Here is a 23,232-nt window from a genome sequence, read left to right on the forward strand (position 1 = left end):
TCGCGGCCGCCTCCATGCGCGGTCAACCGGGCGGGACTGGGGCGGCCGGCGCGGGCTGTCCGGCGGTAGCGCATGACCCGGGTGAGCACAATCACATCGGCGCCCGGAGCCATCGAGGCCTGGGCGCTCCAATGCCGCAACACGCCGCCTCACGCTCCGTCCGCTCCCTTCCACGCGCGAAGGCCGGCCCCGGGGAGCCCCGGGACCGGCCTCGTTCCTCGTCGGACGATGGGATGCCGGATTACATCCGGCCGCCGGCTCCTGCGCCGCCGGACTGGCCGGCCTTGGCACCGCCCTCCTGCATCGACTTGCCATCCATCGACTTGCCACCCATGGACTTGCCGTCCATCGACGTGCCGCCCGGCTGGCCGCCGCGCCGGGTGCTGCCGGTGGTCTCCGGGCCGGTGCCGCGGCCGCCCATCTGGCGGTCGTTCGCCTGCCGCTCGTTCATGCCGCGCTCGGACCCGGTGCGGCCGGGCTGGTTGCCGGCGGCCTGCTCGGGCTTGGTGCCGGTGCGCTCACCCATCTCGCGGCGGTCGTTGCCGTCCTTCTTCGTCTCGCCCCGCGACAGGTCGCGGTTGCGCTCGCGGTCCATCCGGCCGTCGCGGCGCTCCTCGCTGCGGCTCAGGCGATCCTCGCGGCGCTCGCTGCGGACGTCCTCACGGCCGCGGACGCTGCCGGTGACGCTGGTCCGCTCGCTGACCGACAGGCGGCGATACTCGGGCGAGCCGACGAGGACGCGCCGGCCGGAGATCACGACGTAGCGGTCGGCGCCGGTGCGCTCGGACACGATCAGGCGACGATATTCCGGCGAGCCGTAGATCACCCGCTGGCCGCGGACCACGACGTACCGGCGCGGTCCGCTCTTCTCGCGGATGACGAGGCGGCGGTACTCGGGCGAGCCGACCCGCACCCGGCGGCCCTCGATCGTCACGAACTCGACCCGGCCGGGACGCACCCGCTGCTCGCGCCGCTCGACCACGACGAGGCGGCGATACTCCGGCGAGCCGTAGATCACCCGCTGACCGGCGATGGTCACATAGCGGCGGCCGCCGACCGTGGTGATCCGGTCCTCGCGCGCCTCGCTGCGGAAGCCGGCCCGGTGCTCGCGATGCTCGATGCGGTCGGCCCGGTCGCCGCGGCGATCCATCCGGCGGTCGCCGTCGCGGCGCTCGTCCATCGCCCGACGGGTGTCGCGGTCGCCTCCGCGTGTGGTCTCGGCACGGTCGCGGGTCCCGTCCTTGCGGTCCGCCGCACCATCCTTGTTCATTGCGGACTCTTTGGCGGACTCCTTGCCGGCGCCCTGGCGGCTCTGCTCGGCGCGGGCCTGGCCCATCCCGGCCTTGCCGGCGTCACCCTTGCCTGTGTCGCCCTTGCCAGCGTCACCTTTGCCCATCTCGCCGCGGGCCTGCTGGCCGGCGCCCATCTGGCCGCCCTGCGCGCCGCCCGGCCCGGCCTTCGGGCCGGACTGGCTCATCTCGCCGCCACGACCCGCCGCACCGCTCGGGCTGGCACCCGGGCTCCCTGCGGTCTGCGCATAGGCCGAAGTGCTGAGCAGCAGCGCGGCCAGTCCAACTGTCAATCTGTTCATGGTCGGTCGCCTCCCTGCGCGCCGGGATTGGGTGCGGCGGCGCTTTGAAGATGCTTCAAAACGCCGACTTCAAAATATCGTTCCGGACTATTCGTCTGTCGTCTGACGTATCGTGCACTCGAACGGCCGAGCTTGCAAATGAAGACTTGCCGTCACGCTGCGCGGCACCGGGCGGACTGGGTCACGTCCCGGCGCCCCGCTCACGCGCGGGCATCGCCGCGCGGAACTGTTTCCGCAGCGCCAACGTTGCTGCGACCGTAGCCGTTTTGTCTCTCGCGCCGACGGCGCGGGAGCGTCGGCACGGCATCGCAACGGGGGTCGAGCGGGCAGGATGGTGGCGGAGCCGATGTCGACGCAGCCCGGACGGGATTGGATGGACCTGTCCAGCCCGCCGCCGCAGGTGAGGACGGACATCCCCGATCCCTCCCGCGCCTCCACCGCCCGCAGCGGCTTCGTCACGGGGCTGGCCTGGATCCGCACCGGCGCGGCGCGGGCCGGGAGCGCCGCCGCAGGGCATTTCCAGCCGGTCGTCTCGGCGGCCGCCGCGCCGCTGCGCCGGGTGGCGCCCGCCTGGCAGGGCGCGGCCAAGCGCGTCGGGTCCCATCCGTTCGCCTCCCGCGCGGCCGGCGCGGCGCGGCGGGCCGGGGCGCTGCCCTGGGGCCGCGCGCTGCTGCTCGCGGGCCTGGGCGTGGTCGGCCTCGCCGCCCTGTTCCTGGTCTGGTGTGCCGCGACGCTGCCGCCCCTGCGCGGGACGCTGCCGACGCCCCGCACCGTCACGGTGCAGGCGCAGGACGGCACGCCGATCGCCCGCCGCGACGTCGCACGGGGGCGGGCGCTCCCCCTGGCCTCGGTGTCGCCGGCCATGATCCAGGCCTTCCTGGCGGCGCAGGATCCGTGGTTCGAGGACGGGTACCGGCTCGATGCCGGAGGGATCGCCGCCGTGATCCGCCGCTCGTTCCGCGACACGATCAGCGACGGCCCCCGCTCCGGCGGCCCGCGCCTGACCCAGCGCCTGGTCCGCCGCGATCTGATCGGGGCGGTTCCCGGCGAGCCGCGCAGCCTCGCCGACCGGGTGCGGGAGGCGATGCTGGTCCTGTGGCTCTCCGCCCGGGAGAGCGACGCGCAGATCCTGGCCCGCGCCCTCGACCTCGCGCGCTTCGGCCCCGACCTCGTCGGGGTCGACGCGGCCGCCCGGACCCTGTTCGGCAAGGAGCCGGCAACGCTCGGCACGGCCGAGGCAGCCTATCTCGCCGGCTCGACCCTCGCCCCCGCCCAGCAGCCCGACCGCGACGTGACGGAGATCCGCGCCCTCGGCCATGCCGTCCTCGACGGCATGGTGATGCGCGGCCGCTTGAGCGCGGCGGAGGCCACGGAGGCCGGGCGGGCGCTCGACGGCCTCAGTCCTGTCGGCACCACGCCGGTGATCCGCAGCGGCTTTCCCGATCTCGTCCTCTCCGGGGCGGCCGACCGCCTCGGCCCCGACGCACCGCGCGAGGCGGTGGTCCGCACCACCCTCGACCGCGACCTCCAGGCGATGGCCGAGAAGGCAGTCGACCGCCGCCTCGACGCCGCCGGTCGCGGCGGCACCCGGGCCGGCCTCCTGGTCCTCGGCCCCGATGGCGGCGTGCAGGCGGTCGTCGCCGGCGGCACCTCCCTCGCGGACACGCCGGCGGCTCGCCGTGCTGCGAGCGCCAGCCTGCGCCATCTCGGGCGCGACGGCCGCCCGGTCTATGACCGGCTCGTCGCCGGGCCGATGCCGGCGGCGGCGCGGCGCACGGCCCTGCTCGCACTGCTCGCCGGCCTCGCCCGCCCGCCGGAAGGAAGCGACGATCCGGCGAGTCGGGACGGTCTGTTCGTCGGCCCGGTCGGTGATCTCCTGGTCGGCACTTATCTGTCGGGGAGTGCGGCCGAGAACGGGGCCGGCGACGGGCCGGAGGCGCTGTTCCAGGATCTCGCCGCCCAGGTGGCGAAGGCCCGCCCGGTGCCCGTCGCCGAGGCGCGCGAGGGCGCCCGGGACAGCGCTCGGGAGACCGGCAGCACGGCCCGGGCCGCCCCCCGCCCGGCCTGGCAGAATCCCGGCGAGCGCCCGGCCGCGAGCCCATCCCTCCGTGGAGTGCCGCGGGTGATCGATACCGGCCGCCTGCGCCTGGATGGGCAATCCGTGCGCCTCGCCGGTGTGGAAGGGCAGGGCGGCGCGCTCGCCCGCGAGTTCCGTCAGTACCTGCGCCGGCGCGAGGTGACATGCCAGGCGGCCGGCGGGGCCGACCTCTACCGCTGCCGGGCCGGCGACCAGGACCTGTCCGAGGTGGTTCTGTTCAACGGCGCCGGGCGGGCTGCGCCGGGCGCTCCGCCGGAACTGCAGGCGGCGGAGGCGAACGCGAAGGCGCGCAAGGCGGGGTTGTGGCAGTGAGGGCTACGGCATTTCCAGATCGCGTTGCAGCACGGTACCCAATAGTGGCCTAAATAGAAACTGGCTCTACGGGTTTGATTTCGCACGCAAATCCAAGGCGCTCGATCTGCCGCACGAGCGCCTTGGCGCGGATGGTCGGGGCCGCCTTGCGGCCGTGATCAGGCCCGGGATCGACGTAAGCCGTGCCGGCCTTGAGCATGTGATAGATCGCGGTCAACATCGAAGCGGCGACCGCGCAGATCGCCTTCTTGGGGCCGCGCCGGCCGCGCAAGCGCTGGAACTGCGCCCTGATGTAGCTCGCCTTCTTGCGCACTCCGGCCCAGGCGGCCTGCACCAAGGCCGTCTTGAGCCAGGGCGCGCCCTTGCGCAGTCGCGTCGAGCGCCGCTTGCCCGCGCTCTCGTCGTTTCTCGGGCACAGCCCGGCCCAGGAGATCAGATGGCCGGCGGTCGGGAAGCGGCTCATGTCGGGGCCGATCTCGGAGAGGATCACCTGCGCGGTGAGGTCACTGATGCCCGGGATCGTCACCAGCAGCTTCACCGCTTCCCGGAAAGGGCCGAGGTCGCGCTCCACCTGCGCGTCGATCTCCGCGATCGCTCGCCCCAACCCGTCGTACTGGCGTAGATGCACACCGAGCAGGAAACGGTGGTGATCCCCGATCCGGCCCGTGAGCGCGGCCCGGATCGCCTCGGGCGCCGCCTTCACCCGCGGGCTGACCAGCGCCTGCAGCCCAGCCGGATCGCGCTCGCCCTTGACCAGCGCGTCGAGCACGGCGCGACCGGACTGGCCCATGATGTCGGTGAGCACCGAGGCGAGCTTGAGGTTGGCCTCCTCGAGGGTCTTCTGGATGCGCTGGACGTGGCTGGCCTGCTCGCGGACCAGTTGCTTGCGGGTGCGCAGCAGGTCGCGCATCGCCTGGGTCTGGGCCTCGGGCACGAAGCTGGCGCGGATCAGGCCGTGGGCGAGCAGGTCGGAGAGCCAGACCGCGTCGGCGACGTCGGTCTTGCGGCCGGGCACGTTCTTGACATGGGCGGCATTGGCCAGGATCAGGGTGCGGCTGTCGGCGTCGAGGACCTGCCAGACCGGGCGCCAGTAGATGCCGGTCGCCTCCATGGCGACATGGGTGCAGGCGTGCTCGTCGAGCCAGGCGGAGAGGTCGAGCAGGGCGGGCGTGGTGGTGGCAAACGTCCGCACCTCACGCTGAACCTAGCTGCTCTCGGCCCGGCGGATGGCTGCGACGACGGTGTCCTTGTGAACATCGAGGGCGGCGCAGCGGGGGTAGAGGACCTTCATCACGATCTCCTTGCCGTCAGGCCGCCGGCGCAGGCTCCCGTGAGATCAAATCTAAATGACGCGCTCCGGGGCTGGCCCGAGGACCGGCCCGTGACGCAAGCGAGGGGACTGAAGAGGAGCCCGGATCCAACTGATACGCGGGGTCTGGCACACCAAAGACGAACCGATCTCTCCGCCGACGGCAAGTCCACTCTGCCATATGTTTCATCCGCAAGGGACCGCGAAGCCGGTGACGAACTGATACGGAATCCGGAAGATCACTTCCGGATTCCGTATCATCAGCCCGCGCGGCGCCTGAGCGAAGCCGCTTTCCGCATCGCGAAGCGATCAACCGGAAAGCGTATGAAACCTGCCGACCATCGGCCTCTCCCACCCTCATCCTCATCCTGAGAGTCTGTCCGGGAAGAATTTGTTTTTTCGGAGCGCGTTGCGGTTCGCGCCGACAGGCGTATGCTTGAGCGATGTGGACGCCTGAGAACCGCCAGCGGTACGACCGCAGCAAGCTTCGCTATCCCACTGATTTGACGGATGAGGAATGGGCGCTTGTTGCTCCCCTTCTCCCGCCGGCTCGACGCGGGGGAAACAAACGAACGGTTGATCTGCGCGAGGTGGTCAACGGCTTGATGTATGTCCTTGGAACGGGGTGCCAATGGCGCGCTATCCCAAAAGATCTACCGCCTCGCTCGACGGTGCATGGCTACTTCGATCTATGGGATTACGACGGAACTCTCCTGCGCATCCATCACACCCTCTACGTTCTCTGCCGCGAACAGGCAGGACGTGAGGCCAGCCCAACGGCAGCGATCATTGACAGCCAGAGCGTCAAGAGCGCGGAAAAAGGGGGCGCACGATCGACCCGTCCGGCTATGATGCGGGCAAGAAGATCAAAGGCAAGAAGCGCCATCTCCTCGTCGATACGCAAGGTCTGCTGATGCATGCTCTGGTGCATCCGGCCGACGTGCAGGATCGTGATGGCGGCGTATGGGTCATGGCGACGCTGTTTAGTCTCTACCCGTTCCTGCTGAAGCTGTATGCAGATGGCGGCTACCAGGGGCCGGTGTTCCGGGAGGCGTTGGAACGGGTCTGCCGGTCTGTGACGGTGGAAATCGTCAAGCGGTCGGATCAGGCGGTCGGGTTCGAGGTCCTGCCCAAGCGCTGGATCGTGGAGCGGACGATTGGTTGGCTCAATCGCTGCCGGCGGCTGGCGAAGGATTGGGAGTGCCGCACCCGCAAGGCGCTGGCTTTCCTGCGCCTTGCTTCCATCCGCATCATGCTCAGAAAACTCTGCCAACAATCAGCATGATCCCGGACAGACACTGAGGTGTTGGTCGATCGAAGATCGACTGACCTCGAAGGAGGGCTCCAGATAGCTCCGCGATCCCTGGAGCCCTCCTTCGAGGCTCACTTCGTTCGAGTGCGATCTTCGATCGCCAGCGCCTCAGGATGAGGTCGTGGGTGGGAGGTGGCGGCCCTTCATGTGAACGGCCCTGTTGTGTACCGTACGCTGCCCCCCCGGGATGACGGAAAGGGTTGCAAGTCCGTCATGCACGATCCGATGTCGGATCGGACGAAGTACCGCTCACACCCCCAGATACGCCGCCGTCACTTCCGGATTGCGGGCGATCTCCGCCGCCTGGCCCTGCAGCCGGATGCGGCCGGTCTCCAGCACGTAGGCGTAATCGGCGACGGCGAGCGCCGCGCTGGCATTCTGCTCGACGAGCAGGATGGTGCGCCCCTCTGCCCGCAGGGAGGCGATGATGGAAAAAATCTCGTCGACGATCAGCGGGGCGAGGCCCATCGAGGGTTCGTCGAGAAGGAGCAGGACCGGCTCGGCCATGAGGGCGCGCCCCATCGCCAGCATCTGCTGCTCGCCGCCCGAGAGGTAGCCCGCCTGCTGGCGCAGGCGCTCGGCGAGCCGGGGAAAGCGCGTCTCGACGGCCGCTTGCCGCCGCGCCGCCTCCGGGCCCGGCACGTGGTAGGCGCCCAGCCGCAGGTTCTCGGCCACCGTCATGTTGGCGAAAACCTGGCGGCCCTCCGGCACCTGCACGATGCCGCGCCGGGCGATGCGGTGGGCCGCCTCGCCGGCGATGTCGACGGGAGCGTCGTCGCCGAACATCACCCGGCCGGACCTGGGCTTCATCAGGCCCGACAGGCTGCGCAGGATCGTGGTCTTGCCGGCGCCGTTCGAGCCGATCAGCGACACGATGCTGCCGCGCCGGACCGACAGGCCGATGCCGTGGACCACGTCGGCCCGGCCGTAGCCGAGGCGCAGGCCTTCGACCGCGAGAAGTTCAGCCGTCACTGCACCGCTCCCCGGCTCACGCTGACCTCGTGGCTGCCGGTGCCGAGATAGGCCTCGATCACCGCCGGATGGGCGCGCACCTCGGCCGGCGTGCCGTCGGCGATCCTGCGGCCGAAATTCAGGACCGTCAGGCGGTCGCACAGGCTCATCACCAGGGGCATGTCGTGCTCGACGAGCAGCAGGGTCAGGCCGCGCTCGTCGCGCAGCCGCCGCAGGAGGCCGAGGAGCGCATGGGTCTCGGCCGGGTTCATGCCGGCGGCGGGCTCGTCGAGGAGGACGAGGCGCGGCTCGCAGGCGAGCGCCCGGGCGATCTCGAGCCGGCGCTGGTCGCCGTAGGGAAGGTCGCCGGCGCGGGTGTCGGCGGCGTCCGCGAGGCCGACGAAGGCCAGGAGATCGCGGGCCTTGGCCTTGGCCTGGCGCTCCTCGGCCCGGAAACCGGGACCGCGCAAGACGATGCCCCAGGTCGAGGTGAGCCGGGTGTGCAGGCCGGTCATCACGTTCTCCAGCACCGTCATCTCGGAGAAGATGCGGATGTTCTGGAACGTGCGGGCAAGCCCGAGCGCGGTACGCCGGTAGGGCGCCAGCCCGTCGAGCGGCTGGTCGCCGAGGCGCACGCTGCCGGCACTGGGGGCCAGCACGCCCGAGACGAGGTTGAACAGGGTGGTCTTGCCGGCGCCGTTCGGGCCGATCAGGCCATGGACGGTGCCGGGCTGGACGACGAAGTCGACCGAATCGACCGCGACGAGGCCCTGGAAGCGGCGGGTGAGACCCTGGACGGTAAGCAGTGCCATGGTCGTCAGCCGGTCCGGGCGATGCGCCAGGGCAGGATGCCCCGCGGCATGAACAGGACGGCGAGCACGATGATCAGGCCGTTCACCATCAGGCGGAAATCGGCGAGCGGCCGCAGCACCTCCGGCAGCAGGGTCAGGATGGTCGAGCCGAGCACCGGTGCCAGCGGCGAGCCGATGCCGCCGAGGAGCGCGTAGCTCAGGATCGTCACTGCGGCCTCGAAGCCGTACTCGTTCGGGCCGATGAACGACGAGACATGGGCCGAGAGGCAGCCCGCCACCCCGGCCATGGCCGACGACACGACGAGGGCCACGAGCCGATAGCGCGGCAGGTTCACCCCCATCACGCCGGCCGCGGCCTCGTCCTCGCGCATCGCCTCCATGGCGCGGCCGACGCGGGAGCGCGCCACCAGCGTCAGGCCGATCAGCAGCACCGCCAGGGTGCCGTAGATCGCCGGCACGCCGCCGCGCTCCGGGATGCTGGAGAGGCCGAGCGCGCCGCCGGCATAATCCCAGTTCAGGAATACGATGCGGGTGATCTCGCCGAGCCCAATCGTCGCGATGGCGAGATAGACGCCGGTGAGCCGGAGCGTCGGCCCGCCGACGACCAGCGCCAGCAGGGCCGGTACGGCGGCCGAGGCCAGCATCGACACGGCGAAGGGCGTGCCGAACTTCATCGAGAGAAGGGCGCCGGTATAAGCGCCGACACCCATGAAGGCGGCCTGGCCGAGGGAGAGCTGGCCCACCGCCAGCACCACGTAGACCGACAGGGCCAGGATGCCGTTCACCCCGATCCCATGGATCAGGCTCTGGTAGGTCCAGTAGAAGTCGTCGAGGGCGTCCCACATGGTCTTCAGGCCCGCTTGGCGGCGGCGCGGCCGAACAGGCCGAGCGGACGGAACCACAGGGTGGCGACGAGGAGCGCGAAGGCGATCATGTCCTTGAGGGTCGAGGAGAGGTAGGCGGCGGTGAGCACCTCGGCGAGGCCGAGCAGCAGACCGGCCAGCAGCGCGCCGCGCAGGTCGCCGAGACCGCCGACGATGATGACCGCGAAGCCCCGCAGCATCATGTGCTCGCCCATGAAGGGCTGGATGGCGTTGAAGTTGAGCCCGACGAGCACCCCCGCCGCGCCGCCGATGGCGCCGGACAGGAACGACACCACCCGCAGCATCAGGGCGCCGTTGATGCCCATGAGCGCCGCGGCGTCCGGGTTCTCGGCCACCGCCCGGATGGCGAGCCCGATCCGCGAGCCGCGCACCAAAGCCAGCAGCGCCAGCATTAGGACGATCGCCGCGGCGAGGATCAGGATCTGCGTGGTCCCGACCCGCACGTCGCCGAGGCTGTAGGCGCCGCCCGAAAACACTTCCGCCGGAAAGCGCCGGATCTCGGTGCCGAGCGCCGCCGCCATGCCGGCATAGAGGAAGAGGGTGGCCCCCAGCGTCACCATCAGCGAGGCGAGCTCGGGCGCCTTCGCCTTGCGCAGGCGGGTGAGGAGCAGCATGTCGAGGAGGACCGCGATCAGGCCGGCGACCAGCGCGCCGACCGGCAGGGCGGCCCAGATCGGCAGGCCGAGCGCTTGCGTGCTCCAGAGCGCCGCGAAGGCCCCCAGCGCGAAGTACACCCCGTAGGTGAGGTTGATGACGCCCATCACCCCGAACATCAGCGTGAAGCCGATGGCGAAGAGGGCGTAGGTTGCGCCGAGCACGACGCCGTTGACGAGCTGCTGCTCAAGCATGGGGGCTGAAGAATTTCGGTAGGGCGCCCGGCGCCCGCTGCGGCCCGGCCTCAGGGCCGAACAGGATGATGGGGATGCGACGTGGCCGATATCGCGCCGCGGGTCAATCGGTGGGGAGTGGCGGGAATTGTTTCAGAATGCAGCGCCTTCCCCTCCCCCTTGTGGGGAGGGGAGGTGCATCACGTCCAGACGTCGCTACTGCAACAGCTGGAACTTGCCGCCCTTCATCACCAGCACCACCACGCCGGAGGTATCCGCCGGGTCGCGGGTGTCGGAGAAAGCGAACGGGCCCATCACGCCGGTGTACTTCACCTTGATCAGCGCATCCTTGATCTTCTCGGAATCGGGCGCGCCGGCCGCGTCGATCGCCTTGGCGACGATGTGCAGGGTGTCGTAGGCCTGGGCCGCGAACTGGTCGGGCAGGTCGCCGCCGTACTTGTCCTTGAAGGCGTTGACGAAGGCTTGGTTGGCGGCGTCCGGCTTGCCGATGAACCACGGGCTGCCGACCAGCGTGCCGTCCGCCGCCTTGCCGGCGATGTCGCCGAGCTTCGGCGAGTTCAGGCCGTTGCCGCCGATGAAGAACACCTTGTCGGGGATGCCGAGCTGGCGCGCCTGCAACTCGATGCCCGAGGCCGCCTCGACCAGCGCCGACAGCACGATCGCGTCCGGGTTCAGCGCCTTGATCTTGGTGAGCTGGGCGGAAAAGTCCGAATCCTTTGCGCCGAAGGTCTCGGTCGTCAGGGTCTCGATGCCGAGTTTTTCCAGCGAGGCTTTCATCACGTCGTAGGCCGACTTGGTGAAGGCGTCGTCGTTGCCGTACATCACGGCGACACGCTTGATGCCGAACTTGTCCTTGGCGGTCTTGAGCGTGACCGGGATGACGTCGGATTCCGGCAGCGAGGTGCGGAAGACGTAAGGGCCGATCGCCGTGATGCCGTTGGCGGTGGTCGAGGTGCCGACGATCGGCACCTTGCGCTCGTTGGCCACGGGGCCGGCGGCGAACATCTCGTTCGACAGGGTGGGGCCGAGGATCAGCGGGACCTTGTCGCGGCCGATGAGCTTGCGGGCGGCGTTGAGCGCCTGCTCCTTGGCGCCGGCCGAATCCTCGTAGACGAGGGCGAGCGGGCGGCCGCCGAGCACGCCGCCGGCCTTGTTGATGTCGGCGAGCGCGAGGTCGAAGCCGCGCTGGATCGCGATCCCGTAGCGGCTGTTCGGCCCGGTCAGGATCTCGATCGCACCGAGCTTCACCGGCGTCTTGTCCTGCGCCTGCGCGCCGGCCAGGTTTCCTCCCAGCAGGCTGCCGCCTAGCAACGCCGCCGCCAGCAGCACCCTCCTCGACATCGACCGCATCCGGGTTCCTCCTCGCAATCCGCTCTTCTCGTTGGGCCGCGCGGCGGCGCGGGCGGGGGCCCGGACCGTCACGCTGGACGAGAGAGCGCCTTAAAGCACTGGAGCGCGGCGGTAAATCGTTTCTCCCGGCCGCGCACATGCGCGAACGGCCCCGCCGAGGGGCGGGGCCGTCCTGGCATGCTGCGAAAGGATGATGGCGCGGGCGCGCACGCCTTTAGAGTGCGCGGTCGAAGCGCAGCTCGCCGGCCTGGCTCTTGATCACCAGCTGCGAGCCGACGATGTCCCATTGGCCCGAGGTGCGCAAAGCGGTGAAGAACTGCATCTCCGAGGCACCGACCGCCTTGTCGCAGTTGCGCTTGGTCAGCGCCAGCGGACCGACCGCCAGGTGCTGCTCCTTGAGCGGGAAGGCGGTCGCCGCAAAGGTGTTGCAGCCGCCGAAGCCGCGGGCGCGGTACTGCTTGTCGATGATGAAGCTCGGCCGCTCGACCCCGGCGAAGGGTTTGCCGTTGAGGCTCACCGCCGTCCAGGTCGAATCGAGCGGGAAGATCTTTTCCTGGGCCTTCATCGGCGGGATGTATTGCGGCGCGTTGGCCTTGTCCCGGTTCTTCTGGCCGTAGCCCAGCATGTTCTGCGCCGAAGCCTGCGTCGCCGACGCCAACAGCGCGACGGCACCGGCGGCCAGCGCAACCTGCATCGCCTTCATCGCATTCCCCATTCGTCTTGTCGTGTTGCGGCGGACCGTAGAGAGGGCACCCCGCGCCCGCAACCCTGGCGGCAGGCGTGGACGCCCCGCATCGGCATCTTGCCGACGACTGTTGCAAATATGCGGCGAGCTTGGCCGTAATATGGCAGGACTCGCGAAAGCTTGTCGGTGTGGCAACGAAAGCGGGGCCTCGCCGTTAGCCAGGATGGCGCGGCGACGGCCGCGGCGTGGATCAGGCACCCAGAGCAAGGGGGACGAGCGTCAGTGAACGGTGCAGACGACATCACGGCGGCGCAGCTGCGCCGGGCACGGGAGCTGCTGGGCTGGTCGGAGGACGATCTGGCCCTGCGCGCCAACGTCGATGCGGAGAGCATCCGCCAGTTCGAGGCCGGCCGCTACCCGCCCTCCGCCGAGCAGCGGGGTGCGATCCGCGGCGCCGTCGTCGCCGCGGGGGTGGAACTGACCGACGGGGCGTATCCGGACGCCCGGCTGCGTGCGGACGATGCACCGGACAAGGGGATCCACCCGAGCGAACTCACCACCGAGAACGATCGCTGAGAGGCTTGAGCACTTGCTGCGATAAGTATGGAGAAATTTATTGCCAGAATATTTTATTGCATAAAGAAATATTTAAACGTAGCCTGGCGCACCGATTAGACGCGCCAGGCTACAAACTTGTTATTATATAAAAATTATAATATATTTTGACGACCGCGTAAGCTAATGCATGCGACATTGTGATTCGCCTGCCATCAATAAATTTCCAGCGGACTGATTATTATGAATAGCAATTTATTTAATGTATATATCAAGCACTCAAAATTGAATATTATAGTTAACATAGATAATAAGGACATCCAAGCCAAGACCTACGCTCTGTAAATAAATTATATCCATTGATGCCATCCAAAATCTGAATTTAACTAACGGACGAACTTATACGCTAACAAATTTCATGAGAGCGCTAGCGCCTTGATATCGAAGCCGGGATCCGCCGCCTGGTCGGGCATCGGGCTCCGTCCCGCCTGGAGCAGGCGGCGGGCGATCATGTGATCGGCCGGACGGTTGAGCGATTCGACCCCGGCGAGGCGCCCGCCCCGGTAGCAGAACACCGAGACGCCCCCTTGTTCGGGGTCGCCCCGGCGCACGGCGAGGTCGTGCGGCTGGCACAGGCCGGCGATCTGCAGCTTGAGCGGCCCCTGGTCGCTCCAGAACCACGGCACCGCCGTGAAGGCGGCGGGCCGGCCGGTGAGGCGCGTGGCGACGCAGCGGGCGCCGTCGACGGCGTTCTGAACCGATTCGATCCGCACCCGGGCGCCGTCGGCGTGGACTGAGGGGAAGCTGGCGCAGTCGCCGATCGCCGAGATCGCCGGATCCGCGGTCGCCAGCATCGCGTCGACGGCGATCCCGTTCTCGACCCTCAAGGCCGCCGCCTTCGCCAGATCGTCGTTGGGCAGCACGCCGATGCCGACGAGGACGAGATCTGCCGCGACCTCGCGCCCATCCGCCAGCGCCACCGCGCGGACGCGGTCCGGCCCGACCAGCCCGGCAACCGCGCTGCCGAACAGGAAGCGCGTGCCGGACGCGACATGCGAGGCCTCGATCAGCGCCGCCATGGTGGACGAGACCGAGCGGCCGAGGGGACGGTCCAGCCCCTCGATCACCGTGATGGAAATCCCTTTCTGGGCGCAGATCGCCGCGAATTCGAGCCCGATGAACCCGGCTCCCACCACCGCGACCGCGCGAGCCCCGGCGAGCGCCGCCTTGAGGGCATCGGCCTCGGCAAGCGTGCGCAGCTGGTAGACGCCGGCCAGACCGGCGCCGGGCACCGGCAGCGGCCGGTTGCGCGAGCCGGTCGCGAGGACGAGGTGGTCGTAAGCGAGTGCCTCTCCGGAGGCGAGGCGCAGGCGTCGCGCCGCCCGGTCGATCGCGACCGCCCGCTCGCCCGCGCGCACGATCAGGCGGTGCTCGGCGAAATAGGCCTCTGGTCGCAAAGACAGGCCCGGCGCATCGGTCTTGCCGAGCATGTAGGCCTTCGACAGGGGCGGCCGACCGTAGGGCAGGCCCGGCTCCTCGCCGACGAGGGTCACCGGGCCGGCATAGCCGCTCTCCCGCAGGGAGGCCCCGAGCTGAAAGCCGGCCTGGCCGGCGCCGACCACCACGATTCCGTTCATCGTCAGGACATACCCTGGAAGCCGCAGCGCCGTCGAGCTTGCGCGCCAGCGTTCCGCTTCATCCTGAACCGTCAGCGGTTCCGGATCCCGGGTTCCGCTCTCGCGGTCCCGGGATGACCCGGAGGGCTTCAATTCGGCCGGCTGATCCGAACAGGTTCCCGGGGTGAGGTGGGAGCCCGAACCGCATCGCCCGGACCGTCCTCAATGCTCTTGCGCCGCCAGCACCGCCTCCGCCCGGATTTCCTCGGTGAGCTGCGCCTTCAGCCGCGAGAATTCGGGGCTGGTCTTCACCGTGTAGTGGCGCGGATGGCCGAGATCGACCGGGACATCGGCCTTGATCCGCCCGGGACGGGCCGTCATCACGATCACCCGCGAAGCCATGAAGATCGCCTCCTCGATGTCGTGGGTGACGAAGATCACGGTCTTGCGCTCGCGCTCCCAGATGCCGAGCAGCAATTCCTGCATCAGCCCGCGGGTCTGGTTGTCGAGCGCCCCGAACGGCTCGTCGAGGAGCAGGATGGCGGGATCGTTGGCGAGCGCCCGGGCGATGGCGGTGCGCTGCTGCATGCCGCCGGAGAGCTGCTTGGGGTAATGCCCCTCGAAGCCGCGCAAGCCCACCTTGTCGATGTAGGACGCGACGATCTCGCGGCGCTGAGGCGCCGGCACGCCGCGCTCGCGCGGGCCGAAGCCGATATTCTCGGCCACGGTGAGCCACGGGAACAGGGTGTAGGACTGGAACACCATGCCCCGGTCGGGGCCGGGCCCGCGTACCTCGCGCCCTTCCACCAGGACGCGGCCGGCGCTCGGCCGGTCGAGCCCGGCGATGATGCGCAGCAGCGTCGACTTCCCGCACCCGGACGGGCCCAGGATGGTGATGAAGTCGTTCTTGGCGACCGTGAGATCGGTGGGCTTGAGGGCCTGGACGGGCTTGGCGCCGCGGATGCCGGGGAAGACCCGCGCCACGCCTTCGACCGCGACCTCGATAGAGTCCCGCATCAGGCGAGCTTCCAGGGAAACAGGAGCCGGTTGGCCGCCTTGAACAGGAAGTCCGAGACGAGGCCGATCAGCCCGATGACGATGATGCCGAAGATAATCTGCCCGGTGGCGAGCAGGGCCTGGCTCTCGATGATCATGTGGCCGATGCCGGACGAGGAGCCGATCAGCTCGGCGACGATGACGTAGGTCCAGGCCCAGCCGAGCACGAGGCGCAGGATCTCGGCGATCTCGGGGGCGGTGGCCGGCAGCAGCACCCGGCGGATGATGCCGGCGTCACCCGCTCCCAGCGTGTAGGCCGCCTCGACGAGATCGCGCCGGACCTGGCCCACCGCGACCGCGATCATCAGGATCAGCTGGAACACCGAGCCGATGAAGATGACGAGCAGCTTCTGCGTCTCGCCGATGCCGGCCCACAGGATCAGGAGCGGCACGAAGGCCGAGGCCGGCAGGTAGCGGGCGAAGGACACGAACGGCTCGAAGAACGCCTCGACCGGCTTGTAGGCCCCCATCATCACGCCGAGCGGCACGGCGATCAGGGCGGCGAGCACGAAGCCCCCGAGCACCCGCCACACCGTGATGCCGATGTCGGACATAAAGTCGAACCGGGTGAGCAGCAGCCAGCCGTCCTGGACCATGGTGATCGGATCGGCCAGGAAGGTCTTCGGGACGAGCCCGCCCAGGGTCGCTGCGGCCCAGGCCGCCACGAACAGCACGAAGAAGCTGAGGCCCAGCAGAACCTTCGCCGGGCCGCCGACCGGTTGCAGCGGGCGCAAGCCGGTCACTGCACGAAGCGCGGGTCGGCGAGGGCGGCGATGTCCGGCTTCTGCCGGATCACGCCGATCTCGAGCAGCAGGTCGGCCGCCTGCTCGGAGAACTTCTGGTGCTCGCCGCCGAAGAACGCCTTGTTGGCGGCCCGGTCCTGCCAGCGCAGGAACTGGGCCGACTTGCCGAAGGCCTCAGCCGTTTGCTTCACGTCGGCGCCCATGATCTCGTAGGACTTTTGCGGGTCCTTGGCGATCATGTCGAGCGCCTCGAAGTAGCTGTCGGCGAGCGCCTTGGCGGCCTTCGGGTTCTGGTCGAGGAATTCGGGCGTGCAGCCGAAGGTGTCCATCACCATCGGGTAGTCGAGGGTGGTGGCGATGATCTTGCCGGCCTGCGGCGCGGCGCGCACCGACGACAGATAGGGCTCGTAGGTCATCGCGGCGTCGTTCTGGCCGGCGATGAAGGCCTGCGCCGCCGGGCCCGGCTCCAGGTTGACGACCTTCACGTCCTTCAGCGACAGGCCGTTGGCCTTGAGGATCCAGGCGAGCCCGAAATACGGCGCGGTGCCGGGCACGGATGCCGCCACCGTCTTGCCCTTCAGGTCCCTGATCGACGAGACGTCGTTGCGCACGGCCAGCCCATCGGCGCCGTAGGACTTGTCGAGCTGGAAGATCTGCTTCGTCGGCACGCCGTTGGCGTTCCACGCCACCCAGGTCTCGACCGTGGTGGCAGCGCATTGCACGTCGCCAGAGCGGATCGCGAGGTGGCGACTCGCCTGCGGGATCTTCTTGAGCGAAACGTCGAGGCCGTTCTTCTTGAAGATGCCGGCTTCCTTGGCGAGCGTCAGGGGGGCGAAGCCGGTCCAGCCGGACAGGCCGACGGTCGCCTTGGTCTCCTGCGCGGCGGCCTGACCGGCCAGCGCGGCCGCGACCACCAAACCTGCGGCAACCGCCTTCATCGTTCCCTCCCGCCGAGCGCACCCGCCAAGCCGATCAGCCAAGCCGACCAGCCAAGCCTCGCCTGTCGTACCGTCGGCGCAGCATTGTGTATAGACATAAGAACGGGCAGCCTGCCCGCCGATCCGGCGCAATCCCCTGTTTGACGGACACTGCACCCGAACGGCCCGGCGCGCGTTGTCGGAGCTGACGCAAGTGTCGCGAGGAGCAGTCGAATGAGCGGAACAACGCGCCCCACCGTGGTGGTGACCGGCGGCAGCGCCGGGGTCGGGCGCGCGGTCGCGGTCGCCTTCGGGCGCCGGGGCTGGAATGTCGGCATCGTGGCCCGGGGCCGGGCGGGCATCGCCGCCGCGGTCGACGAGGTGCGGGCGGTCGGGGGCCGGGCGCTGGGCTACCGGGCCGACGTCGCCGATCCGCGGGCGGTCGACAGGGCGGCGGATGCGTTCGCCGAGGAGTTCGGCGGCATCGACGTCTGGGTCAACAACGCCATGGTGACGGTCTATGCCGAGGTCGCGCAGATGAGCCCGGACGAGTTCCGGCGCGTCACCGAGGTCACCTATCTCGGCCAGGTCCACGGCACGCTGGCGGCCCTGCGCCACATGCAGGCATCGGATCGCGGCACCATCGTGCATGTCGGCTCGGCTTTGGCTTACCGGTCGATCCCGCTGCAATCGGCCTATTGCGCCGCCAAGTCGGCGGTGCGCGGCTTCGTCGACAGCCTGCGCACCGAGTTGCTGCATCACCGCAGCGGTATCCGCCTCACCATGGTGCAGCTACCGGCGGTGAACACGCCGCAATTCGACTGGGCCCGCTCGCGCCTGCCGCGCCGCCTCCAGCCGGTGCCGCCGATCTTCCAGCCCGAGGCGATCGCCGAGGAGATCGTGCGCGCCGCCCACGACGCGCCGCGCGAGCTCTGGATCGGCACCCCGTCCTGGCTCGCGATCCTGGGCGCGCAAGCCGCCCCGGCTTTCAGCGACCATTACCTCGCCCGGCACGGCTATCGGGGCGAGATGACCGACGAGCCGGCCGCGCCCGGGCGGCCCGACAACCTGTACGACCCGGTCGATGCCCACCACGATCACGGCGCCCATGGCCGGTTCGATGGGCAAGCCAAGGGCAGCGTCGTCGCGGCGGATCCGATGTGGCTGCATATCGGGATGATCGCGGCGGCGGGGCTGGTTGGTGGAGCGGCGCTTGCCGCGGCGCGGCGGAGCGGGCGGGGGGAGATTCGTCTCGCTGGTGGCTGATGGGCGAGGGGCTCACCCGCCTTACGCACCGGCTTCTCCGGGACGGCGATCGGGACGAGCATGGCGCGGGTTTCCCCCTCCCCGCCCGCGGGGAGAGGCGAAGCCCGCGCCTTTTCTTAAGCCAGTCAGGCGGGAGCCGCGCGTGACAAAGGCAAGGTCAGGCACGGGCGCGCGACATCACGCCCTCCACGCCGGAAAATCCGACCTACACCACCCGCAACAACACGTGCTTCTTGCGCCCGAAGGACAGCTTCACCACGCCCTCCGGCGTCACGTCGCTCGCGCCGATCACCGCGCGCTCGTCGGTGACGGGCGTATCGTTGATCTTGAGGCCGCCGCTCTTCACCTGCCGGCGCGCTTCGCTGGTCGAGGGCACCAGGCCGGCATGGTCCGGCCCGAAAGCCGAGAGCACGCCGAGCCCGGCTTCGATGACCGCACGCGATACCTCGACGGTCGGCAGGCTCTGGGCGAGCGCGCCCTCCTCGAAGGTGCGCCGCGCCGTCTCGGCAGCACTCTCCGCCGCCTCGCGGCCGTGCAGCAGGGCGGTCGCCTCGGTGGCGAGCACCTTCTTGGCCTCGTTGATCTCCTGGCCCCCGAGCTCTTCGAGCCGGGCGACCTCGTCGAGCGGCATCAGGGTGAACAGGCGCAGGAAGCGGCCGACATCGGCATCCTCGGTGTTGCGCCAGAACTGCCAGTACTCGTACGGGCTCAGCATGTCCGGGTTGAGCCAGACCGCGCCGGAGGCCGTCTTGCCCATCTTGGCGCCGGACGCGGTCGTCATCAGCGGGCAGGTCAGGGCGTGGAGCTGCGGCGTGCCGAGGCGCCGGCCGAGATCGATGCCGGTGACGATGTTGCCCCACTGGTCCGAGCCGCCCATCTGCAGCGTCACGCCGTAGCGGCGGTTCAGCTCGGCGAAGTCGTAGGCCTGCAGGATCATGTAGTTGAATTCCAGGAACGACAGTTCCTGGTCGCGCTCCAGCCGCAGCCGCACGCTGTCCATCGACAGCATCCGGTTGACCGAGAAGTGCCGGCCGATGTCGCGCAGCATCTCGATGTAGTTGAGCGTCGTCAACCACTCGGCGTTGTCGGCCATCAGCGCGGCGTTCGGGCCGGCGCCGAAATCGAGGAAGCGCGAGAAGGTCTTGCCGATCTCGGTCTTGTTGGCCTCGATCTGGTCCAGCGTCAGGATCTTGCGGGTCTCGTCGCGGCCCGACGGGTCGCCGACGCGCGTCGTGCCGCCGCCCATCAGCGCCACCGGCTTGCCGCCGGTCGCCTGGAGCCAGTGCAGCATCATGATCGAGAGCAGGTGGCCGATATGCAGCGACGGCGCCGTGCAGTCGTAGCCGACATAGGCCGTCAGCCGGCCCTCGCGGGCGGCCTCGTCCACGCCCGCGAAATCGGAGCATTGATGGACGTAGCCGCGCTCGATGAGGACGCGGAGGAAGTCGGAACGCGGCGCGAAGTCGGTGGGCGCGGCCATGGAACTCTCGATCGGTCTCGTGAAGGGCGGCGGCCGCGACAGCGCGGTGCCGCCATGCTAGCTCCGTCGGAAGCGGAACGGGTCGGTGCATAGCAGTGCCTGCCCCGAAAGGCACGGGGGCGATTCGGGATGACGATGCGGCGCGCGATCGGGCTGATGAGCGGCACCTCCCTCGACGGCGTCGATGTCGCGTCGATCGAGACCGACGGCGAGACGATCCGGGTCGAGCGCAGCCCCAACGGCTATCTCGAGCCGCTCGGCCCCACCGGCTACCGCGCCTATTCCGACGACGACCGGGCGCTGCTGCGCCAGGCTCTCGTCGATTCCGAGGCCGTGACCGAGCGCAGCGAGCGCCCGGGCTGCTTGAGGGAGGCCGAGGATCTGGTGACCCGCCTCCATGCCGAGGCGGTCGAGAATTTCCTCGCCGAGAACGGCCTGACCGCTGCCGACATCGACGTGATCGGCTTCCACGGCCAGACCGTGGTGCATCGGCCCGACCAGAAGATGAGCGTGCAGATCGGCGACGGGCAAGCGCTCAGCCGTCGGCTGGGCATCAAGGTGGTGTCGGATCTGCGCCACGCCGATATCGAGGCGGGCGGGCAGGGGGCGCCGCTGGTGCCGGTGTTCCACCGGGCGCTGGCCCAGGCCTCGGGCTTCACCGACAGCCTCGGCATCCTCAACATCGGGGGCGTGGCCAATGCGACGCTGATCGCCCGCGACGGCCGGATCCTCGCCTTCGATACCGGGCCCGGCAACGCGCTGATCGACGACTGGATGCGCGAGCGCACCGGCCACGCGCTCGACGACAACGGCCGCACCGCCGCCCGCGGGCGGCCCGACGAGCCGCTGCTGGCCTGGCTGCTGATCCACCCGTTCTTCTCGCGCAAGCCGCCGAAGTCGCTCGATCGCAACTGGTTCTCGCACAAGCTCGCCGGCCAGCTCTCGACCGAGGACGGCGCCGCGACGCTCACCGCCTTCACCGCCCGGGCGGTCGCCCGCGCCCTCGACCACGCCGTCGAGGCGCCGACTCGCTGGATCGTCGCCGGCGGCGGCGCCCGCAACGGAGAGCTGCTGCGCCAGCTCAATTACCACCTGCGCGCCGAGATCACGACGGCGGATGCGATCGGCTGGTCCTCCGCCTTCCTGGAGGCCCAGGCCTTCGCCTATCTGGCGGTGCGCTCGGTGGAGGGCCTACCGATCACCTTCCCGTCGACCACCGGGGTGAGCCAGGCGATCAGCGGCGGCGTTCTGGCGCGGCCGGAGGAGTGACCCCCGCAGCGCCGCTCGGCGCTGAGGCAAGCCCGAATGGGCGCCGGCGTTCATGCGCCGGACGCCCTGCCGGCGGCAAGGCACCAGGGATGCCGGCCGGAAAGGCCGGTGCGGCACCGCAGGGCGTTGCACGCGACCCGCTCCCGCCGCTAAGCGGGCGCGCATGAGCAGCACCTCGACCCTCAGCCTCGCCCCCGCCACGGCGCCCGTCGCCGCCGCGCCCCGGTCCCGCCGCGCCGTGCGGACCTGGCTCTTCGTCATGGCCGCCCTGGTGGTGGCGATGGTGGCGGTCGGCGGCGCGACCCGGCTGACCGGCTCCGGCCTGTCGATCACCGAGTGGAAGCCGGTCACCGGCGCGATCCCGCCGCTCTCAGGGCAAGCCTGGGCCGAGGAATTCGCCAAGTACCAGGCAACGCCGCAATACACGCTGCTCAACCAGGGCATGACCCTGTCCGAGTTCCAGTTCATCTACGGCTGGGAATGGGGCCACCGGCTCCTCGGACGGCTCATCGGCTTCGCGTTCTTCCTGCCGCTCGTGTTCTTCTGGTGGCGCGGCCAGCTCGACCGGCGCCTCGGTCTCAGTCTTCTCGGCCTCGGCGTGCTCGGGGGGCTCCAAGGCGCGGTGGGCTGGATCATGGTGGCGTCGGGCCTCCAGCCGGGCATGACCGCGGTGGCGCCGGTCAAGCTCGCCCTGCACCTGACACTGGCGAGCGCGATCTATGCCGGTCTCGTCTGGCTCGCCGCCGGGCTCGACCGCAGGCGCGACGCGGTCGTGCCGGCGCGGCTCGCGCGGACGGCGCTGGCCCTGATGGCCCTGGTGCTGGTGCAGATCGCGCTCGGCGGCCTCGTCGCGGGCTCCAAGGCGGGGCTGACCTACAACACCTGGCCGCTGATGGATGGCAGCCTCGTCCCCACGGGACTGTTCTCCGGCACGCCCTGGATCGAGAACTTCGTCGACAACGTCACCCTGGTGCAGTTCAACCACCGGCTGACCGCCTACGCGCTCCTGATCCTTGCCGTTCTCCATGCCGTCGACGCGCGGCGCAGGGCGCCCGGCACCGGCGCGGCACGGCGCGCCACGGCCCTCGCCGGCCTCGTCGCCGCGCAGGCGAGCCTCGGCATCGTCACCCTGCTCCTGGTGGTGCCGCTCTGGGCGGGCCTTGCCCACCAGGTCGCCGCCATGCTGGTTCTCGGCATGGCGAGCGCCCATGCCCGGCTCTGCCGGATGCCCAAGGAGGACCGCGCGCCTGCGGCGGCGCTGCGGGCGGCCTGAGTGTCGCGGGAACGTTCGTCCCACGTTCATGCTTGCGCTTTAACCTCGACCGATCGGGAGGCCGTCTCCCGTCGTCGAGGAGCGGAGGCCCGATGCCCGTGCAGGAGCAATCCCTGACCCCGTCCCCAGCCTTGAATGCACGCTTCGCCCCCGACGGCCGGCCCCTGAGCCTCGTCTGGACCTACACGCCGCGCGAGTTGCTGGCCGACGGCGTCGTCCACGTGGTCGGGGTCAGCCTCGGCGTGATCGGTGCCCTGGCGCTGACGATCGGCGCCGTCCTGTCGAAGCTCAGCCCCGCCGAGACGGCGTCGGTCGCGATCTACGCCGCCGGCCTCGTTGCGATGCTCGGCACCTCCGCCGCCTACAACATGTGCCCGGTCGGCCGGCTGAAATGGCGCCTGCGCCGGGCCGACCATGCCACCATCTTCCTGATGATCGCCGGCACCTACACGCCGCTCGTCACCCTCGTCGGCACCGACAGCTTCGCCTTCGGCCTGCTCGCCGGGATCTGGCTCGTGGCGGCGGCGGGCGCGATCGTGAAGCTGACCCTGCCGGGCCGCTTCGACCGGCTGGCCATCGCGCTCTACCTGGCGCTCGGCTGGAGCGGCATCATGGCCTACGAGTCGGTCATCGCCGCCCTGTCGCCCCCGGCCCTGTGGCTGCTCGCCGCCGGCGGCCTGCTCTATTCCCTCGGGGTGATTTTTCACGTCTGGCGGCAATTGCCGTTCCAGAACGCGATCTGGCACGGCTTCGTGCTGGCGGCCGCTGCCTGCCACTACGGCGCGGTGTTCCGCAGCGTGCTCGATGCGGGAATGTGAGGCGCATCGAGCGGGATGGCCCTGCCTCGGCGACGCCGAGATGGGCGTACACCATTCATCCTATCCGGAACCTCAGGACGAGGTCGG

At 69.8% G+C, this 23,232-nt stretch carries 19 protein-coding genes and 1 pseudogene; 7 read left to right on the forward strand and 13 right to left on the reverse strand.

The features are described from left to right. Positions 1–241 precede the first annotated feature (241 nt). Positions 242–1,591, reverse strand: a complete 1,350-nt coding sequence (locus HBB12_RS14910) for a hypothetical protein (RefSeq protein ID WP_236990072.1) — start codon at positions 1,589–1,591, stop codon at positions 242–244. A gap of 373 nt (positions 1,592–1,964) precedes the next feature. Here HBB12_RS14910 and HBB12_RS14915 point away from each other — a divergent pair, with 373 nt between their 5' ends. After that, positions 1,965–4,001: a transglycosylase domain-containing protein gene (locus tag HBB12_RS14915; protein WP_236990073.1), complete on the forward strand. Its 2,037-nt coding sequence runs from the start codon at positions 1,965–1,967 to the stop codon at positions 3,999–4,001. A 49-nt stretch (positions 4,002–4,050) separates the two neighbouring features. Here the strand turns inward: HBB12_RS14915 and HBB12_RS14920 are convergent. After that, positions 4,051–5,292: pseudogene (locus HBB12_RS14920) on the reverse strand (IS110 family RNA-guided transposase). A gap of 461 nt (positions 5,293–5,753) precedes the next feature. On the opposite strand from HBB12_RS14920, the gene HBB12_RS14925 reads away from it, so the two are divergent. After that, positions 5,754–6,595, forward strand: a protein-coding gene (locus tag HBB12_RS14925; RefSeq protein WP_442919232.1) for an IS5 family transposase whose coding sequence is annotated in 2 segments (ribosomal slippage) — positions 5,754–6,144 and positions 6,144–6,595 — 843 coding nt in all. Because the reading frame shifts where the segments join, the coding sequence is not laid out codon by codon here. Between the two features lie 276 nt (positions 6,596–6,871). On the opposite strand, the gene HBB12_RS14930 is transcribed toward HBB12_RS14925, so the two are convergent. The 6 genes from HBB12_RS14930 to HBB12_RS14955 all read right to left on the reverse strand — a co-directional run bounded on the left by HBB12_RS14930 (position 6,872) and on the right by HBB12_RS14955 (position 12,170). After that, positions 6,872–7,594 carry an ABC transporter ATP-binding protein gene (locus HBB12_RS14930; RefSeq protein WP_236990074.1) on the reverse strand — a complete coding sequence of 241 codons (723 nt, stop codon included), beginning with the start codon at positions 7,592–7,594 and terminating at the stop codon, positions 6,872–6,874. Next, positions 7,591–8,385, reverse strand: a complete 795-nt coding sequence (locus HBB12_RS14935) for an ABC transporter ATP-binding protein (protein WP_236990075.1) — start codon at positions 8,383–8,385, stop codon at positions 7,591–7,593. Before HBB12_RS14935 ends, HBB12_RS14930 begins: the two co-directional genes overlap by 4 nt. A gap of 5 nt (positions 8,386–8,390) precedes the next feature. Beyond that, positions 8,391–9,230 carry a branched-chain amino acid ABC transporter permease gene (locus tag HBB12_RS14940; RefSeq protein ID WP_236990076.1) on the reverse strand — a complete coding sequence of 280 codons (840 nt, stop codon included), beginning with the start codon at positions 9,228–9,230 and terminating at the stop codon, positions 8,391–8,393. Positions 9,231–9,235: 5 nt separating this feature from the next. Beyond that, entirely contained in the window at positions 9,236–10,117 is an 882-nt protein-coding gene (locus HBB12_RS14945; protein ID WP_236990077.1) for a branched-chain amino acid ABC transporter permease, read from the reverse strand. Positions 10,118–10,312: 195 nt separating this feature from the next. Then, positions 10,313–11,458: an ABC transporter substrate-binding protein gene (locus HBB12_RS14950; protein WP_236990078.1), complete on the reverse strand. Its 1,146-nt coding sequence runs from the start codon at positions 11,456–11,458 to the stop codon at positions 10,313–10,315. 223 nt (positions 11,459–11,681) lie between these two features. After that, the gene (locus tag HBB12_RS14955; protein ID WP_236992783.1) at positions 11,682–12,170 is read right to left on the reverse strand and encodes an META domain-containing protein; all 489 of its coding nucleotides are present in this window, start codon (positions 12,168–12,170) and stop codon (positions 11,682–11,684) included. A 264-nt stretch (positions 12,171–12,434) separates the two neighbouring features. On the opposite strand from HBB12_RS14955, the gene HBB12_RS14960 reads away from it, so the two are divergent. Further along, a complete protein-coding gene (locus tag HBB12_RS14960; protein ID WP_236990079.1) occupies positions 12,435–12,728 on the forward strand; it encodes a helix-turn-helix domain-containing protein in 294 nt (97 codons plus the stop codon). A gap of 395 nt (positions 12,729–13,123) precedes the next feature. Here the strand turns inward: HBB12_RS14960 and HBB12_RS14965 are convergent, their stop codons facing one another. From HBB12_RS14965 to HBB12_RS14980, 4 genes are all read right to left on the reverse strand, one after another. Further along, positions 13,124–14,344, reverse strand: coding sequence for an NAD(P)/FAD-dependent oxidoreductase (locus HBB12_RS14965; protein WP_236990080.1), 1,221 nt, complete (start codon positions 14,342–14,344; stop codon positions 13,124–13,126). A 201-nt stretch (positions 14,345–14,545) separates the two neighbouring features. After that, positions 14,546–15,340, reverse strand: a complete 795-nt coding sequence (locus tag HBB12_RS14970; RefSeq protein WP_236990081.1) for an ABC transporter ATP-binding protein — start codon at positions 15,338–15,340, stop codon at positions 14,546–14,548. Beyond that, positions 15,340–16,113, reverse strand: coding sequence for an ABC transporter permease (locus HBB12_RS14975; protein WP_236990082.1), 774 nt, complete (start codon positions 16,111–16,113; stop codon positions 15,340–15,342). Before HBB12_RS14975 ends, HBB12_RS14970 begins: the two co-directional genes overlap by 1 nt. 5 nt (positions 16,114–16,118) lie before the next feature. Further along, entirely contained in the window at positions 16,119–17,060 is a 942-nt protein-coding gene (locus HBB12_RS14980; protein ID WP_236990083.1) for an ABC transporter substrate-binding protein, read from the reverse strand. Between the two features lie 213 nt (positions 17,061–17,273). Here HBB12_RS14980 and HBB12_RS14985 point away from each other — a divergent pair, with 213 nt between their 5' ends. Continuing rightward, the gene (locus tag HBB12_RS14985; protein WP_236990084.1) at positions 17,274–18,305 is read left to right on the forward strand and encodes an SDR family oxidoreductase; all 1,032 of its coding nucleotides are present in this window, start codon (positions 17,274–17,276) and stop codon (positions 18,303–18,305) included. A 205-nt stretch (positions 18,306–18,510) separates the two neighbouring features. Here HBB12_RS14985 and tyrS read toward each other — a convergent pair whose 3' ends face one another. Further along, on the reverse strand, positions 18,511–19,785 hold the full coding sequence (tyrS, locus tag HBB12_RS14990) for a tyrosine--tRNA ligase (RefSeq protein ID WP_236990085.1): 1,275 nt from the start codon (positions 19,783–19,785) through the stop codon (positions 18,511–18,513). A 129-nt stretch (positions 19,786–19,914) separates the two neighbouring features. Between tyrS and HBB12_RS14995 the strand changes: the two genes are divergently transcribed. The 3 genes from HBB12_RS14995 to trhA all read left to right on the forward strand — a co-directional run bounded on the left by HBB12_RS14995 (position 19,915) and on the right by trhA (position 23,145). Next, positions 19,915–21,054: an anhydro-N-acetylmuramic acid kinase gene (locus tag HBB12_RS14995; protein ID WP_236990086.1), complete on the forward strand. Its 1,140-nt coding sequence runs from the start codon at positions 19,915–19,917 to the stop codon at positions 21,052–21,054. Positions 21,055–21,217: 163 nt separating this feature from the next. Beyond that, positions 21,218–22,327 (forward strand): COX15/CtaA family protein, encoded by a 1,110-nt coding sequence (locus HBB12_RS15000; protein ID WP_236990087.1) that lies wholly within the window; start codon positions 21,218–21,220, stop codon positions 22,325–22,327. A 92-nt stretch (positions 22,328–22,419) separates the two neighbouring features. Then, positions 22,420–23,145 carry a PAQR family membrane homeostasis protein TrhA gene (gene trhA / locus HBB12_RS15005; protein ID WP_236990088.1) on the forward strand — a complete coding sequence of 242 codons (726 nt, stop codon included), beginning with the start codon at positions 22,420–22,422 and terminating at the stop codon, positions 23,143–23,145. The last annotated feature ends 87 nt before the right edge of the window (positions 23,146–23,232 follow it).

The sequence above is a fragment of the Methylobacterium sp. SyP6R genome, from assembly GCF_019216885.1.
Classification (GTDB): domain Bacteria; phylum Pseudomonadota; class Alphaproteobacteria; order Rhizobiales; family Beijerinckiaceae; genus Methylobacterium.

Excerpts from the sequence above, each read along its gene's own strand:
- HBB12_RS14910 (WP_236990072.1), bottom strand. The coding sequence starts at position 1,591 with ATGAACAGATTGACAGTTGGACTGGCCGCGCTGCTGCTCAGCACTTCG.
- HBB12_RS14915 (WP_236990073.1), top strand. The coding sequence starts at position 1,965 with ATGGACCTGTCCAGCCCGCCGCCGCAGGTGAGGACGGACATCCCCGAT.
- HBB12_RS14935 (WP_236990075.1), bottom strand. The coding sequence starts at position 8,385 with ATGGCACTGCTTACCGTCCAGGGTCTCACCCGCCGCTTCCAGGGCCTC.
- HBB12_RS14940 (WP_236990076.1), bottom strand. The coding sequence starts at position 9,230 with ATGTGGGACGCCCTCGACGACTTCTACTGGACCTACCAGAGCCTGATC.
- HBB12_RS14945 (WP_236990077.1), bottom strand. The coding sequence starts at position 10,117 with ATGCTTGAGCAGCAGCTCGTCAACGGCGTCGTGCTCGGCGCAACCTAC.
- HBB12_RS14950 (WP_236990078.1), bottom strand. The coding sequence starts at position 11,458 with ATGTCGAGGAGGGTGCTGCTGGCGGCGGCGTTGCTAGGCGGCAGCCTG.
- HBB12_RS14955 (WP_236992783.1), bottom strand. The coding sequence starts at position 12,170 with ATGAAGGCGATGCAGGTTGCGCTGGCCGCCGGTGCCGTCGCGCTGTTG.
- HBB12_RS14965 (WP_236990080.1), bottom strand. The coding sequence starts at position 14,344 with ATGAACGGAATCGTGGTGGTCGGCGCCGGCCAGGCCGGCTTTCAGCTC.
- HBB12_RS14970 (WP_236990081.1), bottom strand. The coding sequence starts at position 15,340 with ATGCGGGACTCTATCGAGGTCGCGGTCGAAGGCGTGGCGCGGGTCTTC.
- HBB12_RS14980 (WP_236990083.1), bottom strand. The coding sequence starts at position 17,060 with ATGAAGGCGGTTGCCGCAGGTTTGGTGGTCGCGGCCGCGCTGGCCGGT.
- HBB12_RS14985 (WP_236990084.1), top strand. The coding sequence starts at position 17,274 with ATGAGCGGAACAACGCGCCCCACCGTGGTGGTGACCGGCGGCAGCGCC.
- tyrS (WP_236990085.1), bottom strand. The coding sequence starts at position 19,785 with ATGGCCGCGCCCACCGACTTCGCGCCGCGTTCCGACTTCCTCCGCGTC.
- HBB12_RS14995 (WP_236990086.1), top strand. The coding sequence starts at position 19,915 with ATGACGATGCGGCGCGCGATCGGGCTGATGAGCGGCACCTCCCTCGAC.
- HBB12_RS15000 (WP_236990087.1), top strand. The coding sequence starts at position 21,218 with ATGAGCAGCACCTCGACCCTCAGCCTCGCCCCCGCCACGGCGCCCGTC.
- trhA (WP_236990088.1), top strand. The coding sequence starts at position 22,420 with ATGCCCGTGCAGGAGCAATCCCTGACCCCGTCCCCAGCCTTGAATGCA.